General features: G+C 59.6%; 16 protein-coding genes. 11 read left to right on the top strand and 5 right to left on the bottom strand.

From position 1 onward, the window contains the following. The first annotated feature begins 155 nt into the window (after positions 1–155). Positions 156–581 (top strand): RbsD/FucU family protein, encoded by a 426-nt coding sequence (locus AC097L_RS07760; protein ID WP_479585692.1) that lies wholly within the window; start codon positions 156–158, stop codon positions 579–581. Positions 582–690: 109 nt separating this feature from the next. Here the strand turns inward: AC097L_RS07760 and fusA are convergent, their stop codons facing one another. The 4 genes from fusA to AC097L_RS07740 form a co-directional block, all read right to left on the bottom strand. Then, entirely contained in the window at positions 691–2,697 is a 2,007-nt protein-coding gene (gene fusA / locus AC097L_RS07755; RefSeq protein ID WP_479585691.1) for an elongation factor G, read from the bottom strand. Between the two features lie 89 nt (positions 2,698–2,786). After that, on the bottom strand, positions 2,787–3,080 hold the full coding sequence (locus tag AC097L_RS07750) for a hypothetical protein (protein ID WP_479585690.1): 294 nt from the start codon (positions 3,078–3,080) through the stop codon (positions 2,787–2,789). Continuing rightward, positions 3,081–3,755, bottom strand: a complete 675-nt coding sequence (locus AC097L_RS07745) for a response regulator (RefSeq protein WP_479585689.1) — start codon at positions 3,753–3,755, stop codon at positions 3,081–3,083. Between the two features lie 24 nt (positions 3,756–3,779). Then, a complete protein-coding gene (locus tag AC097L_RS07740) occupies positions 3,780–4,253 on the bottom strand; it encodes a MarR family winged helix-turn-helix transcriptional regulator (RefSeq protein WP_479585688.1) in 474 nt (157 codons plus the stop codon). 133 nt (positions 4,254–4,386) lie between these two features. Between AC097L_RS07740 and recA the strand changes: the two genes are divergently transcribed. After that, complete coding sequence (gene recA / locus AC097L_RS07735; protein WP_479585687.1) at positions 4,387–5,481, top strand: recombinase RecA; 1,095 nt, start codon at positions 4,387–4,389, stop codon at positions 5,479–5,481. 54 nt (positions 5,482–5,535) lie between these two features. Beyond that, entirely contained in the window at positions 5,536–6,015 is a 480-nt protein-coding gene (gene recX, locus AC097L_RS07730; RefSeq protein ID WP_479585685.1) for a recombination regulator RecX, read from the top strand. 72 nt (positions 6,016–6,087) lie between these two features. On the opposite strand, the gene argC is transcribed toward recX, so the two are convergent. After that, complete coding sequence (gene argC, locus AC097L_RS07725) at positions 6,088–6,999, bottom strand: N-acetyl-gamma-glutamyl-phosphate reductase (protein WP_479585684.1); 912 nt, start codon at positions 6,997–6,999, stop codon at positions 6,088–6,090. 163 nt (positions 7,000–7,162) lie between these two features. Between argC and sucC the strand changes: the two genes are divergently transcribed. From sucC to AC097L_RS07685, 8 genes are all read left to right on the top strand, one after another. Beyond that, positions 7,163–8,338, top strand: a complete 1,176-nt coding sequence (sucC, locus tag AC097L_RS07720; protein WP_479585683.1) for an ADP-forming succinate--CoA ligase subunit beta — start codon at positions 7,163–7,165, stop codon at positions 8,336–8,338. A 3-nt stretch (positions 8,339–8,341) separates the two neighbouring features. Beyond that, a complete protein-coding gene (gene sucD, locus AC097L_RS07715) occupies positions 8,342–9,238 on the top strand; it encodes a succinate--CoA ligase subunit alpha (RefSeq protein ID WP_315188012.1) in 897 nt (298 codons plus the stop codon). Positions 9,239–9,412: 174 nt separating this feature from the next. Then, a complete protein-coding gene (locus AC097L_RS07710; protein WP_479585682.1) occupies positions 9,413–10,114 on the top strand; it encodes a TerC family protein in 702 nt (233 codons plus the stop codon). A 244-nt stretch (positions 10,115–10,358) separates the two neighbouring features. After that, positions 10,359–11,144 carry a Stp1/IreP family PP2C-type Ser/Thr phosphatase gene (locus AC097L_RS07705; protein WP_479585679.1) on the top strand — a complete coding sequence of 262 codons (786 nt, stop codon included), beginning with the start codon at positions 10,359–10,361 and terminating at the stop codon, positions 11,142–11,144. A gap of 51 nt (positions 11,145–11,195) precedes the next feature. Continuing rightward, positions 11,196–11,891: an FHA domain-containing protein gene (locus AC097L_RS07700; RefSeq protein WP_479585678.1), complete on the top strand. Its 696-nt coding sequence runs from the start codon at positions 11,196–11,198 to the stop codon at positions 11,889–11,891. Between the two features lie 31 nt (positions 11,892–11,922). Continuing rightward, entirely contained in the window at positions 11,923–14,166 is a 2,244-nt protein-coding gene (locus AC097L_RS07695) for a CHASE2 domain-containing protein (protein ID WP_479585677.1), read from the top strand. Between the two features lie 11 nt (positions 14,167–14,177). Beyond that, positions 14,178–14,969: a 3',5'-cyclic-nucleotide phosphodiesterase gene (locus AC097L_RS07690; protein WP_479585676.1), complete on the top strand. Its 792-nt coding sequence runs from the start codon at positions 14,178–14,180 to the stop codon at positions 14,967–14,969. A 217-nt stretch (positions 14,970–15,186) separates the two neighbouring features. Continuing rightward, positions 15,187–15,621 carry a pilin gene (locus AC097L_RS07685; RefSeq protein ID WP_479585675.1) on the top strand — a complete coding sequence of 145 codons (435 nt, stop codon included), beginning with the start codon at positions 15,187–15,189 and terminating at the stop codon, positions 15,619–15,621. Positions 15,622–15,662: the final 41 nt, after the last annotated feature.

Here is a 15,662-nt window from a genome sequence, read left to right as displayed (position 1 = left end):
CTCCTCTTTAGTAATTTGTGTTTTAGCGATGCTGCAGTGAATGTAGATCAATGTAATTTTATGTGTTTTTAGGCTGTGCGTTACCCGCTCTGATGCGGGGCTTTAAGCGGCATCCGCGGTCTAACATTCTTTCTTTTTTTTAAACGGTAGCCCGCATGCTCAAAAACCTTTCCCCCCTGCTCAGCGCCGACCTGCTGCACGTGCTGGCCTCCATGGGCCACGGCGACGAAATCGCGTTGGTGGATGCCAACTTTCCCGCCACTACCAACGCCCGCCGCCTGGTCAACCTGGCGGGTGTGGATGCCACCCGGGTGCTGGATGCCGTGCTGTCGGTGCTGCCGCTGGACGACTTTGTGCCCGATGCCGCCTGCACCATGCAGGTGGTGGGCGATGCCAGCGCGGTGCCACCCGCCGTGCAGGACTTTGCTGTCACCTTGGCGCGCCACGGTGAAAAACCGCCCACCTCGCTGGAACGATTTGCCTTCTACGCCCGCGCCGCCCAAGCCTTTGCCGTGGTGGCGACCGGTGAGACCCGGCTATACGGCAATATTTTGCTGAAAAAGGGTGTGGTGCGGCCTTGAAGCTTTTGCTGTATTTCTAATAGCTAATGGCGCATATTAAATATGCGCTAGGTACCGATTTCATACATAAAAAGGGCGAACCCAATGTTCGCCCTTTTCAAACCGGCGTTCAGCCGTGCCGCGGTGCCACCGCATAGTGGTCCAGTTGCATGGTGTAGCTGGCCCGGCCTGCGGTCAGGGCGCGCAGGCTGCCGATGTAGCCAAACAGCGTCTGCAGCGGCACCATGGCCTGCACCACGGCCGCGTTGCCGCGCTGGTCCTGGTGGCGCACCTGGCCGCGGCGGCGGTTCAGGTCGCCGATCACATCGCCCACATGGTCCATGGGCGTGGTCACTTCCACCGCCATCACTGGCTCCAGCAGCGTCGGCCCGGCCTCACGTTGGGCTTGCATGAAGGCCTGCAGGCCCGCCACCTCAAATGCCAGCGTGGACGAGTCCTTCTCGTGGAAGCTGCCGTCTTCCAGCACCACCCGTACATCCGTGACCGGGTGGCCCGCCAGCACGCCTGCCAGGGCGGCGCGGCGCACGCCTTGCTCCACGCTGGGGATGAATTCCTTAGGCACCGCCCCGCCGGTGATGGCGCTTTCAAACTGCAGGCCCGCGCCGCGCTCCAAAGGCTCCACGCGCAGCACCACCTCGGCGTACTGGCCGGGGCCGCCGCTCTGCTTTTTGTGCAGATAGCGCACCTGGACTGCATGGGCGATGGTTTCGCGCAGGGCCACTTGCGGCGGGCCGGTGCGCACGGTCACGCCGAAGCGACTGCGCAGCTTTTCCAGCGTCACTTCCAGCTGCAGCTCGCCCACGCCGGACAACAGGGTCTGGCCGGTGTCGCTGTCCTGGCCCAGGCGCAGGCTGGGGTCTTCGTCCACCAGGGTGTGCAGGCCGCGCGAGAAGCTGTCCTGGTCATCACGCGACAGGGGCTCAACGGCCATGGCCAGCACCGGCTCGGGCGCGTGGATTTCTTCCAGCACCACGGGCTGCGCCGGGTCGCTCAGGGTGTGGCCGGTCTTGCTGTGCTTCAGCCCAGCCACGGCCACGATGTCGCCCGCCTGCGCCAGCGCCAGTTCTTCGCGGCGGTCGGCGTGCATCTGCACCACCCGCGACAAGCGCTCGCGCTGGCCGGTGTGGGTGTTCAGCACGGCCGTGCCCGCATGGGCTTCGCCGCGGTAGACGCGCAGATAGCTCAGCGTGCCGTGTTCGTCGTGCACCACCTTGAAGACCAGCGCGGCAAAGCCGTCACCGGGCGGCAGCGCCAGCGGGCGGTCTTCGGGGGCGGGCAGGTAGTCCACCACCGCGTCGAGCAGGGGCTCGATACCCTTGTTCTTTAGCGCGGCACCGGCCAGCACGGGCACGAAGGCCCCGGCCAGCGTGCCCTTGCGGATGCAGGCGCGCAGCACGTCTTCCGGCACGGTTTGGCCGTCCAGGTAGGCGGTGAGGGCTGCGTCGTCTTGCTCCACGGCCAGCTCTACCAAGGTGCGGCGGGCGGCTTCGGCGGCGGCCAGCAGCTCGACGGGCACGGCAGCGCGTTCCAAGGTGGGCTGGCCCCGGTCATTGGGCGGCCAGTACAGGGCCTGCATGCTGAGCAGATCGACCACGCCTGCAAATCCGGCCTCCTGGCCGATGGGCAGGTGCAGCACCAGTGGGGTGACGGCCAGGCGCTCGGCGATCATCGCCACCACGCGGGCAAAGTCGGCCCCGGTGCGGTCCAGCTTGTTGACCAACGCAATGCGCGGCACGCCGTAGCCGTCGGCCAGGCGCCAGTTGGTTTCGGTCTGCGGCTCGACCCCGGCCACGCCGTCGAACACCACCACCGCGCCGTCGAGCACGCGCAGCGAGCGGCTCACTTCGATGTTGAAGTCGATGTGGCCGGGTGTGTCGATCAGGTTGATCTGGTGGCCGCGCCAGGCCACGGTGGTGGCGGCGCTGTTGATGGTGATGCCGCGCGCCCGCTCCTGCGGGTCGTAGTCCATGGTGGTGTTGCCGTCGTGCACTTCACCGGTGCGGTGGATTTCGCCGGTGGTGAACAAAATGCGTTCACTGACCGTGGTTTTGCCCGCGTCGACGTGGGCGATGATGCCAATATTGCGCAGTTGCCGCGCATGTGTGTTCGTAGTCATACGATGTTCCTTAAAGACAAAAACCCTGGTGGCGTGCCGCCAACCAGGGTTTCCAGGGTCCGAGGCGGACCGCTAAAAAATTCCCGAAGCTAGGGGCTTTTGTCTTGCGCAATGGATGCCGCACCAATGGACGAGCGCAAGCCCACCATCCACTGGTGCGGATAAATCGTAGCAATCAGCTTGTCATAGGTACGCATAAGAACTTTCAGGCCGTAAAAAACAAAAAACCCCGCACAAAAATCTTTGCCGGGGTGGGGAGTTCGTTCCGGCAAGGCGCAGCGCCTTCCGAAGAGTCGGAAGGTGTCTAGAGGATCAATGCTTTGTTTATCAATGTCATGGTGCCGATTATAAAAACTAAACGCTGCGCTGTCCAGTGGACCCATTCAAGGGGCAATCTTTTCCAGGCAATAGCCCAGCCCGCGCACCGTGGCAATGCGGATCGGGCCTTTCTCGATCTTCTTGCGCAGGCGGTAGATGTAGACCTCGATGGCGTTGACGCTGACCTCTTCGCCCCATTCGCACAGGCGCTCGATCAGCTGCTCCTTGCTCACCAGCCGCCCCACGCGCTGCAGCAGCACCTCCAGCAAGCCCAGCTCGCGGGCCGACAGTTCCAGCGTCTTGCCGTCGATGCTGGCCATGCGCCCGGCGTGGTCGTACAGCAGGGGGCCGTGCTGGATGCTGCTGCTGGCACCCCCCGCACCGCGCCGCGACAGGGCGCGTACCCTGGCTTCCAGCTCTTGCAGCGAAAACGGTTTGGCCATGTAGTCGTCGGCACCAAAGTCCAGGCCCTTGACGCGTTCTTCCACGCTGTCGGCTGCTGTCAGTATCAGCACCGGCAGCGACGAGCCCCGGGCGCGCAGGCGTTTCAATACCTCCAGACCGTGCATCTTGGGCAGGCCCAGGTCGAGGATCAGCAGGTCGAATTCGCGGTTGGTCAGCAGCGCCGCATCGGCCTCGGTGCCGCTGGCCACGTGGTCCACCGCCGCACCCGAGGCGCGCAGGCCGCGCAGCAGGCCGTCTGCTAAAACCTGGTCGTCTTCCGCAATAAGAATACGCATCGTGTCTCCTCTATTTTTTCGCGATTATGTCGCGTAGGCCTCCAGCCCGAGTGCCACCACGGTGGCGACCTCAGGGCCGACGGCCTGGTGGAACTCGTCCTCGGCCTGCGCTACTGCGTCTTGGAAGGCTTTGAGCCAGGCCAGCCCGGTCGCGGTAAACACCACCCGGCGCGCCCGCGCGTCCAGCGGGTCTGGGGCACGTGCCACCATGCCCCAGGCGGCGCACTGGTCGACCAGGTCGCCCATGGCCTGCTTGCTCATGCCTGCCTGGGCCGCCAGCGCGGTGAGCCGCGCACCCTGCAGCGGCAGGTGCCGGGTGATGTGGATGTGCGCCGCACCCACCTGCGCCCGGGCCGCCAAGTTGCCCAGCGCCAGCGGCACGTCCACATTGCGGGCCATCAGCTCCAGTACGCGGGCATCGAAGCGGCGCAGCGCGGCGGCCATCAAGCGGCCCAGATGGGTTTCGCGCCAACCTTGTTCGGCGGTCAAATTCAACATTTTCAAATAGTAAGCCAAACTGACTAAATAATCTATTGCAGAAATGGTGGGTCGCCGTAAACTACTGTTCAAGCATCCAGCCTGTAGTTAACCGCAGGCAAGCCCGCCACCCATTTTTCGAAAGACCCGCAGCATGAACGCCGTCACCAAAGCCCCTCCCGTCGCCCCCACTCCCGCCGCACTGGCCGAAAAAGCCAAGGCCTTGCAAGCCGCGCTGGCGCAGATCGAAAAGCAGTTTGGCAAGGGCACCATCATGCGGCTAGGCGAGGGCGAAGTCATTGAGGACATCCAGGTGGTGTCCACCGGCTCGCTGGGCCTGGACATTGCGTTGGGCGTCGGTGGCCTGCCCCGTGGCCGCGTCATCGAAATCTACGGCCCCGAGTCCAGTGGCAAGACCACGCTGACCCTGCAAGTCATCGCCGAAATGCAAAAGCTCGGCGGTACCTGCGCCTTCGTCGATGCCGAGCACGCACTCGACACCCAGTACGCCCAGAACCTGGGTGTCAACCTGCAAGAAATGCTGATCAGCCAGCCCGACACCGGCGAGCAGGCCCTGGAAATCGTCGATTCGCTGGTGCGTTCCGGTGCGGTGGACCTGATCGTGGTCGATTCGGTGGCCGCGCTCACGCCCAAGGCCGAGCTGGAAGGCGAAATGGGCGACAGCCTGCCCGGCCTGCAAGCCCGTTTGATGAGCCAGGCGCTGCGCAAGCTCACCGCGCACATCAAGAAGGCCAACTGCATGGTCATCTTTATCAACCAGATCCGCATGAAGATTGGCGTGATGTTTGGCAGCCCCGAGACCACCACCGGTGGCAACGCGCTGAAGTTCTACGCCTCGGTGCGCCTGGACATCCGCCGCACCGGCACCATCAAAAAGGGCGACGACGCAATCGGCAACGAGACCAAGGTCAAAGTGGTGAAGAACAAGGTCGCCCCTCCGTTCAAGACGGCCGAATTCGACATTTTGTTTGGCGAGGGCATCAGCCGCCACGGCGAAATCATCGATATGGGCGTGGAGGCCAAGGTGATTGAAAAATCCGGTGCCTGGTACGCCTACCAGGGCGAAAAAATCGGCCAGGGCCGCGATAACGCCCGTGAGTTTCTGCGCGAGAACCCCGGTCTGTCCACCGAGATCGAAAACAAGGTGCGCGAGTCGCTGGGCATCCCGCTGGTGCCGGTGGCTGCCGAGCCCGCCAAAGAAGGCAAGAAGGCTAAAGTTGAGGCTTAAATAGGGCTCTAGCGCAGGTGGAATATGCGCTAGTAGCTATACATACCATAGCAAATGGCTTTTTTACCGTCCAAGGGCCTGTCGCCTATTAGCCTCAAGGGCCGGGCCCTGCGCCTGCTCAGTGGCCGCGAACATTCGCGCGCTGAGCTGGAGCGCAAACTCATCGCTTTCGAAGAAGTGCCTGGCGCGCTGGCCCAGGCGCTGGACGAACTCCAGGCCAAGGGTTTTATCAACGAGCAGCGGGTGGTGGATTCGGTGCTGTACCGTCGGTCTGCCAAGCTGGGCACCGCCCGCATCCGGCAAGAGCTGCAAACCAAGGGCCTGGACCCCGGCATGGTGCTGGATGCTGTGGCCAGCCTGCAAGACACCGAGTTAGCCCGGGCCCGCGAGGTCTGGCGCAAGAAGTTCGGCAGCCCGCCAGCAGATGCCGCAGCTCGCGGCAAGCAGCAGCGGTTTTTATTGGCACGGGGCTTTTCGTCGGATGCCGTGCGCCGTGTGGTGGCGGGCAGTGGCGACTGGGATGACGCGGGCTGAATTTATAGGTTTTAGGGCTGTAGCGCAGGTATTACTTACGCTATTAGCTATTAAAATAATAGCATAGTTGATTTACAGCTCGAGCATCAATTTCAGGTTTTGCACGGCCGCACCGCTGGCACCTTTGCCCAGGTTGTCCAGGCGAGCTATCAGCACGGCATGGCGGTGGGTTTCGTTGCCAAACACGCGCAGTTCCATCTGGTTGGTGTTGACCAGGGCCGTGGCATCGAGCTTGCCGCTGTCACCCGGGGTTTCCACCGTGACCCATTCGCTGCCCGCGTAGTGCTTGGCCAGGGCATCGTGCAGGTCTTGGGCGCTGGGCTGGCCGGGCAGCAGGTCCAGGTGCAGGGGCAATTGCACCAGCATGCCCTGCGCAAAATTGCCTACCGACGGCACAAAAATCGGCCGCCGGGTCAGGCCGGTATAGCGCATGATTTCGGGCAAATGCTTGTGCGACAGGCCCAGTGCATAGATTTCAAACAGCGGCGCTTCGCCCTTCTCGTACGCTTCCATCATGCTGCGCCCGCCACCCGAATAGCCGCTGACCGAAGGCAGTGCCAGGGCCGCATCTGCATGGAGCAAACCCGCATCCACCAGAGGACGGATCAGCGCAATCGCACCGGTGGCGTAGCAGCCGGGGTTGCCCACGCGGTCGGCCCGGGCCACGGCTTCTTGCTGGCCTGGGGCCAGTTCGGGGAAGCCATAAACCCAGCCCGGCGCGGTGCGATGGGCGGTGGAGGCATCGATGATCTTGGGCTTGCGGCCAGGCAGGCTGTCGACCATGGCTACGGATGCGATGGCGGCATCGTCGTGCAGGCACAGGATGACCAGATCGACCCCGGCCATCAGCGCACGCTTGGCTTCGGGGTCTTTGCGCAGTGCGGGGTCAATGCTGACCACCTCGATCTGCGGCATGGTTTGCAAGCGTTCGCGGATTTGCAGACCGGTGGTTCCGGCTTCACCGTCGATAAAGACTTTAGGCATAAAAAGGCAGTCAGTAGGTAGAGAGGCAGGCCCGCGACGTCAGCGGCGGGTCAGTTCGTTGCACTGCAACATGATACATTCCGAGGTTGACAGAACGGTGCCATTTTGTGCAGTTTTACCTGTACAGACGGGCAAAAATTCATCCATTCCTGAGAGAGCCCTCATGAAGATTCACGAATACCAAGGCAAGGAAATCTTGCGCAATTTTGGTGTCCCGGTGCCTAAGGGCATTCCGGCATTCACCGTGCAAGAAGCGGTGGAAGCCGCCCAAAAACTTGGCGGCCCTGTGTGGGTGGTCAAGGCCCAGATCCACGCCGGTGGACGCGGCAAGGGTGGCGGCGTGAAGCTGGCCCGCTCGATCGAAGAAGTCAAGCAACTCGCCACCGAAATCCTTGGCATGCAGCTGATCACGCACCAGACCGGCGCTGAGGGCCAAAAGGTCCGTCGCCTGCTGATCGAAGACGGCGCAGACATCAAAAAAGAATATTACGTTTCCGCCGTGACGGACCGTGCGACCCAGAAGGTCGCCTTCATCGTGTCCAGCGAAGGTGGCATGGACATTGAAGAAGTGGCCCATTCCAGCCCCGAGAAAATCACCACCGATTTCGTTGATCCGGCCATCGGCATGACGGAAAAGCTCGGCAAGAAGCTGGCCGACGCGATTGGCGTGCCTGCCGGCTCCACCGCCCAGGCCGTGGACGTGCTGCAAAAACTGTACAAGATCTACATGGACACCGATGCGTCTCTGGTCGAGATCAACCCGCTGATCTTAGAGGGCAACGGCAACATCAAGGCTTTGGACGCCAAGTTCAACTTTGACCCGAACGCGCTGTTCCGCCATCCCGAAATCGTGGCCTACCGCGATCTGGACGAAGAAGACGCCGCCGAAGTCGAAGCTTCCAAGTTCGACCTGGCCTACATCAGCCTGGACGGCAATATCGGCTGCCTGGTGAACGGTGCCGGTTTGGCCATGGCCACCATGGACACCATCAAGCTGTACGGCGCTGAGCCAGCCAACTTCCTGGACGTGGGCGGCGGTGCCACCCCCGAGAAGGTCACCGAGGCCTTCAAGATCATGCTGAAGAACCCCAAGGTCGAGGCCATCATGGTCAACATCTTCGGCGGCATTATGAAGTGCGACACCATCGCCACTGGCGTGATCACCGCTTGCAAGGCCGTGAACCTGTCCGTGCCGCTGGTGGTGCGCATGAAGGGTACCAACGAAGATCTGGGCAAGAAGATGCTGGCCGAGTCCGGCCTGCCCATCATCAGTGCAGACACCATGGCCGATGCGGCCCAAAAAGTGGTTGCTGCGGTCAAAGCAGCTGCTAAGGAATAAGCCATGTCTATTTACATCAACAAAGACACCAAGGTCATCACCCAAGGTATTACCGGCAAGACCGGCCAGTTCCACACCGAAAAGTGCCAGGAATACGCCAACGGTAAAAACTGCTTCGTCGCAGGCGTGAACCCCAAGAAGGCGGGCGAGTCGATTTTCGGTATCCCGATTTTTGCTTCTGTCAAAGAAGCGGCTGTCGATACCGGCGCTACCGTGTCGGTGATCTATGTGCCTCCCGCCGGTGCCGCCGCCGCTATCTGGGAAGCCGTTGAGGCCGACCTGGACCTGGCCATTTGCATCACCGAAGGCATCCCGGTCAAGGACATGCTGGAACTGCGCAACCGCATGAAGGCCAAGGAAGCCGCTGGCGGCAAGAAGACCCTGCTGCTGGGCCCCAACTGCCCCGGTCTGATCACGCCCGAAGAAATCAAGATCGGCATCATGCCCGGCCACATCCACCGCAAGGGTCGGATTGGCGTAGTTTCGCGCTCTGGCACGCTGACCTACGAAGCGGTGGCACAGCTGACCGAAATCGGCCTGGGCCAGTCCAGCGCCGTCGGCATCGGTGGTGACCCGATCAACGGTTTGAAGCACATCGACGTGATGAAGGCTTTCAACGACGATCCTGATACCGACGCGGTCATCATGATTGGCGAAATCGGCGGTCCGGACGAAGCCGAAGCCGCACGCTGGTGCAAGCTGAATATGAAGAAGCCGATCGTTGGTTTCATCGCAGGCGTGACCGCGCCCCCCGGCAAGCGCATGGGCCACGCTGGTGCGCTGATTTCTGGCGGTGCGGATACGGCCGATGCCAAGCTGGCAGTGATGGAAGAGTGCGGTTTCACCGTCACGCGCAACCCGTCCGAAATGGCCAAGCTGTTGAAGGCTTTGTTGAAGTAAAGCAGTTTTGCGCTAAGGTTTGGTCGCGCCTTTGGGTGTACTAAGCCCGCCTCAGTCGGCTTGGTTCTGCGCTTATTTGCAGTCCCAAGCCGTACTTATTTTGGGAACAAAATAAATTCTGTGGAGATGCGGCTCAGAGAAGTAGCCCAGTCTGCCCTCTGTCTAAGGAAAGCCATGGAAGAATTTTTCACAGCCCATTTTTGGCTGGCTGTCGGCCAGATCATCATGATCGACATCCTGCTGGGGGGCGACAACGCGGTGGTCATTGCCCTGGCTTGTCGCGGGCTCCCCGATAAACAGCGAACCCAAGGTATTTTGTGGGGCACTGTGGGCGCGATTGTGTTGCGCGTGGTGTTGATCGCGTTCGCGTTGTCGCTGCTGCAAGTGCCTTATCTCAAGCTGGTGGGGGCGATTTTGCTGCTGTGGATTGGTGTCAAACTGCTGGTGCCCGAGGAGGACGGCGGACACGGCAACATCCAGGCCAGCGACAAACTGTGGAGCGCGGTCAAGACGGTCATCGTAGCCGATCTTGTGATGAGCATCGACAATGTGATCGCTATTGCAGGCGCAGCACAGGGAGCCGGGGAGTCGCACCAGTTGCCGTTGGTAATTTTTGGTTTGCTGGTGAGTATTCCCATCATCGTGGGGGGCAGCCAGATCGTTCTCAAGCTGATGGACCGCTTCCCGTTGATCATCACATTGGGCGGCATGCTCTTGGGATGGATCGCCGGCACCATGGCGTACTCCGATCCAGCGCTAACGGCTTATTTGCCGCAGGACAAAAATGCAGGCTATGCCTTTGGCATTGCTGGGGCATTGCTCGTGCTGGCAGTCGGCAAATGGATGCAGCGCAAATCGCCACCTAAGACGGTTTGATACAGTAAGTTATGGGTCCGCTTTTAAAAACAGCCTCTTGGAGGCTGTTTTTAGCGGCAAAATGTAACTAAATATATCTAGAGTGTGCAAAAGTCTCTTGTCGGTGCAATACCCCTCTGTTACGGTATAGACCCATGCAATAGACCTTGCGCGATGGCGCAGGCAGACCCCGGCCAATGCGCCAGACTATGATGAAACCCCTCTCCTACGACCACTGTTTTCAACGAAGTTAGTCTGTTCAAAGATGATGTACGAGTTCTGCACGCAAACCCATGCCGGTCTACTGCGTGAAAATAATGAAGATGCCGTGGCATTTGATGCGACCAGTGGAGTGGCCGTTTTGGCCGACGGCATGGGGGGATATAACGCGGGTGAAGTTGCCAGCAGCATGGCGACCGCCTTTATCCAAACAGAATTAGGCCGCTGGTTGCTGGATGCAGGCGTGCAAGCCAATGGCAAAGAAGTCCGGCGCGCCATGGATATTTGCGTGCACAACGCCAATTTGGCAGTTTTTACTGCCGCCAACACGCATGAAGAGTACGTGGGCATGGGCACTACCTTGGTGGTGGGGGTGTTCCAGGACTCTCGCTTGCTGGTGGGCCACATTGGGGACTCTCGCTGCTACCGGTTTCGGGATAACGCGTTGGTACAAATCACCAAAGACCATTCTTTGCTGCAAGAGCAACTGGATGCCGGTTTGATCACCCCTGCGCAGGCTGCGGTATCGACGAATAAAAACCTGGTTACCCGTGCGCTGGGCATTGAAGATGCCGTACTGCTGGAAGTACACGAGCACACGGTTGAAGAAGGCGATGTGTATTTAATGTGCTCCGATGGGCTGTCTGATATGGTGGACGATGCCCCAATCGCCCGTATCATGGAAACGGATGCGCCGCTTGAACAAAAAGCCCGCCAGCTCATCAGCATCGCCAATGCGCACGGTGGACGGGATAACATTACAGTGCTGCTGGCCCACGCCGTTGCGGGAACGCCCAAACGGGGGCTGATGTCCCGCCTGCTGGGCAACTAGTCTCTCTCTTATTACGATTGCCAAGTCTATGAACCGTCACAGGAGCCGAGCATGCCGAAACTGATCGTGTCGATCGACGGTGTGGTCATCAAAGAAGTGCAGTTGACCAAAGACCGAACGACTTTAGGTCGGCGGCCTTATAACGACATCGTGATCGACAATTTAGCGGTCAGTGGCGAGCATGCCGTGGTGTTGATGGTGGGGCATGAAGTGCACCTGGAAGACCTCAACAGCACCAACGGCACCTACATCAACGGCAAGGCCGCCCGCAAGCAGATTTTGCAAAACAACGATTTGGTGGAAGTGGGCAAGTACAAGCTCAAGTTCATCAACGAGGCGGCCGAAACCGGCTTTGAAAAGACCACCATGGCCCGGCCCGGCATGCTGGGCGGCACGCATGTGCCGTCAGGCTCCGGGAACTTGAACCGCCGCGCCACGGACCACTCAGCAGCCATGCCGCTGGCAGATGCTGAGACCATCAAACTCAGCCATGCTGCGATCAAGGTGTTGACGGGTGCCGCCGCTGGGCGCGAAGTCACCCTGACCAAAGTCGTCACCACGCTGGGTAAGCCGGGTGTGGCCGTGGCGGCAATTACACGCCGCCCTCACGGTTATGTGGTGGGCCACGTAGAAGGTGCAGAGCTGCCGACCCTAAATGCAACTCCGATCGGCGCCACCCCCGTGGCCCTCAAGCATGGCGACGTGTTGCAGCTGGCAGGCACACAGATGCAGTTCATCCAGCCGTGACATTCCGGCTGCGTTGCTGACAGGGCGTGCAATGCGTGCGCTGTTGCAACACTCGCCCCGGGTTCTCGCCACCCTCATTCCTGTTGCTTTCGCCCTGTTGCATGCCATAGGCGTGCTGCATTTAGGCGTTTTACAGCACCTGGACGACATCATTTTTGATGCGCGGCTGCGGGTCACCATGCCCCGCACAGTGGATGAACGCATCGTCATCGTCGATTTGGATGAAAAAAGTCTGGCCGAATTGGGCTGGCCCTGGAGCCGCAATAAGCTCGCAGAATTGGTCAACACACTTTTTGAGCGCCAGCAGATCCGCTTGCTGGGCTTTGATGTGGTGTTCGCCATGGCCGACGAGAGTTCTGGTCTGGCGCAGTTGCAACAACTGGCACGCCACCAACTGCGTGACCAAGCCGGGTTTGCCGAGGCCGTACAGCAACTCCGCCCCGCGCTGGACTTTGATGCAGCTTTTGCCCAGTCGCTCAAAAATAGGCCCGTGGTGCTGGGCTATTACTTCAGTAGCGACCGCGAGGGCCGCACATCCGGTACCTTGCCTGCACCCGTGTTGGACGCGGCGGTATTGCAAGGTCGGCCCATGGGGCTGACACTCTGGAATGGCTATAACGCCAATATCGGTGTGATTGCGGGAGCCGCCCCGACTGCAGGTTTCTTTAATGCCATCACAGACGCAGATGGTGTGGTTCGCTCCTTGCCGCTGCTGGCCGAATACCAGGGGCGCTACTACGAGTCGCTGTCGTTGGGCATGTTTCGCCTGCTGACGGGTTTGCCCCGTGTCATGCCCGGTTTTACCCGCGACAGTGAGGGCACTGCCCAGCTCGAAAGCCTGCTGCTCCGGCAAGGCGGGCAGCAGCGGGCGATTCCCACGGATGTACGCGGCGCAGCCTTGGTGCCTTTTCGCGGCCCTGGTGGTGCCCAAGGCGGCTCCTACCGCTATGTATCTGCCGCCGATGTTTTAGCCCATCGCCTGCCTGAAGGCAGTTTGAAGGGCAAGATCGTACTGGTGGGCACGACGGTGCCTGGCCTGCTGGATTTGCGGGTGACCCCAGTGGGCGAAACCTACCCCGGCGTGGAAATTCACGCCAATGCCCTGTCGGGTCTGATGGACGACAACATCGCCACCAAGCCCGACTACGCAGTGGGTTACGACGTTCTGGTGTTGTTGCTGGCCGGACTGGCGCTAGCGTGGGGATTGCCGCGCTTGTCGGCTATTCGGGCCGTTGTGCTCAGTTTGGGTGTGTTGCTGGCCATAGTTGCTCTGAATAGTGGCTTGTACCTTAGCTACGGCCTGGTGTTGCCGTTAGCGGCTGCGTTGTGGATGGCCGTCACCGCATCGGTGCTGAACATGGCCTATGGCTACTTTGTTGAAAGTCGCTCCAAACGCGAGCTGGCCCACTTGTTTGGCACCTATGTACCGCCCGAGCTGGTGGATGAGATGCTCAAACATCCTGATGGCTACACCATGCAAGCCCGTAGCCAAGAGTTGACGGTGATGTTTTGCGACATCCGGGGCTTTACCCAGATGTCCGAGCACATGGAGCCGCTGCAGTTGCAGACGGTGCTAAATGGCGTATTTAGCCAACTCACCGCGCAGATACGCACGCACAGGGGCACCATCGACAAATACATGGGCGACTGCGTAATGGCTTTTTGGGGCGCACCCGTTGCCATCGCCGCCCACGCCCAGTTATCGGTCCAGGCTGCGCTAGACATGGTGCGGGCCGTACAACAGTTGAACAGCGATCACCAAGCCCGAGGCCTTCCTGCGATCAGCATCGGGATCGGCCTGAACACCGGCAATATGTGCGTGGGCGACATGGGCTCCAACATCCGCCGTAGCTACACCGTGATTGGCGATGCCGTCAATCTTGGTGCCCGGCTGGAGGGTTTAAGCAAAATCTATGGAGTTGCCATCGTCGTCAGTGCATCTACCCGGGAGTTGGCGTCTACTTGCCAATGGGTCTGGCAAGAGCTGGATAAAGTGCGTGTCAAAGGCAAAGAACAAGCGGTGGCCATATACACCCCGTTGGCGGTAGTGGACCCCATGCTGCCGTCTCTGGCAAACGAACTTCAGCTATGGAGCAGTTTTTTAGACCAATACCGGGCGCAGAACTGGGCCACATGCGAGCTGCAAATAATCAAATTACAAGACATGGATGCGACAAAATACCTTTACCGCCTCTATGCTCAACGCGTAGCCTCCATGCGTGTGTTGCCGTTCAACCCCGCGTGGGACGGCGCCACGAATTTTGAAACCAAATAAAGGGTGTCGTCATGAAAGTCCGCGTGCTGGGATGCTCTGGTGCCATCGCTAAAGACTGCAGAACCACATCGTTTCTGGTGGATGCCGATGTACTTATTGATGCAGGCACCGGTGTAGGAGACCTCACCCTGGACGAGATGTGCGCCATCAACCACGTCTTTCTAACCCACTCGCACCTGGACCACGTCGCCGCGCTGCCCTTGATGGTCGATGCAGTCGCCTCTCAGCGCACCGCCACACTCAAGATTTATGCACTGGCTGGCACTATTGCCGCCTTGAAAGCGCATATTTTCAACAACGTGATCTGGCCCGATTTCAGCGTCATCCCCACGGTAGCCGCGCCATTCATCAGTTTTCATGAAATCCATGTTGGTGAAACCACCCACATTACCGGCAAAGCCATCGAAGCCCTGCCCGCCGTGCACACCGTGCCCGCCGTAGGCTACGCCGTGTCGGCCGGTGGACCTTGCTGGGTGTTTACCGGTGACACCGAACGCAACCCCGCGTTCTGGCAACGTCTGGAGCAGCTCGACGTGGCCATGCTGGTGATAGAGACCGCCTTCAGCAACCGCGAAAAAGACCTGGCCCGCCGCAGCCTGCACTTGTCGCCCGTGGTGCTGGCCGACGAGTTGGAAGGCATTGATCCGCAAAAGCAATTCCCCATCTTCATTACCCACACCAAACCCTTCGAGACCGAGCTGATCATGGACGAGATCGCTGAATTCGACGGTGCGTTGCCCGAAGGACGGCATGTGCCGCATGACATCCGGTGGTTGAAAGCGGGGCAGGCGTTTGAGGTGTGAGGAGCGAGGAACGCGCCATGGAAGGTGCCAAAAATGTCCCGATTTTAAATTGGAAATATATAGTATGACAAAAATGTCGAAACAAGATGGGCGACATTACAAAAAATAGCACATTTGAGGGCACTTTATGGAAATTACTTGTCTAAATCACATGAAGTCCTTTGGCACGCAATCTGCGTCACATCGGTGTCTTAACATTTCACCTCTGGAGTACCCAATGAAAATGAAGCGTTCCCTGCAACAGGGTTTCACCCTGATCGAATTGATGATCGTCGTGGCAATTATTGGTATTTTGGCTGCGGTAGCACTGCCTGCTTACCAAGACTACACCGTGCGCGCTAAGGTAACGGAAGTGATTTTGGCAGCATCAGCTGCCAAAACGGCAGTGTCTGAGTCCGCGCAAGTTAACAGTCAAATGCCGGCACAAGCAAGCGTAACTATGAATTCTCAAGTTTCTAAATATGTGAGTGCTGTTTCTTACTCTTATGTGGATTCTACGCACGGTGTTATCACAGCAAGTGCAACAGGTGAAGCAAAAATTACGGGTAGTACAATCACTTTGTCTGGTGTATCCGATACCAACGGACAGATTATTTGGACTTGCTCTGGTAGCATTCTTCCTAAATATCGCCCTGCTAGCTGCCAAGGTTAATTTAGGCTAAACTAAAAAGCCCCTTACGGGGCTTTTTTTAT

The organism is Rhodoferax sp. RT5P35 (assembly GCF_056521385.1).
This window is presented reverse-complemented; position numbering and strand designations above follow the sequence as displayed.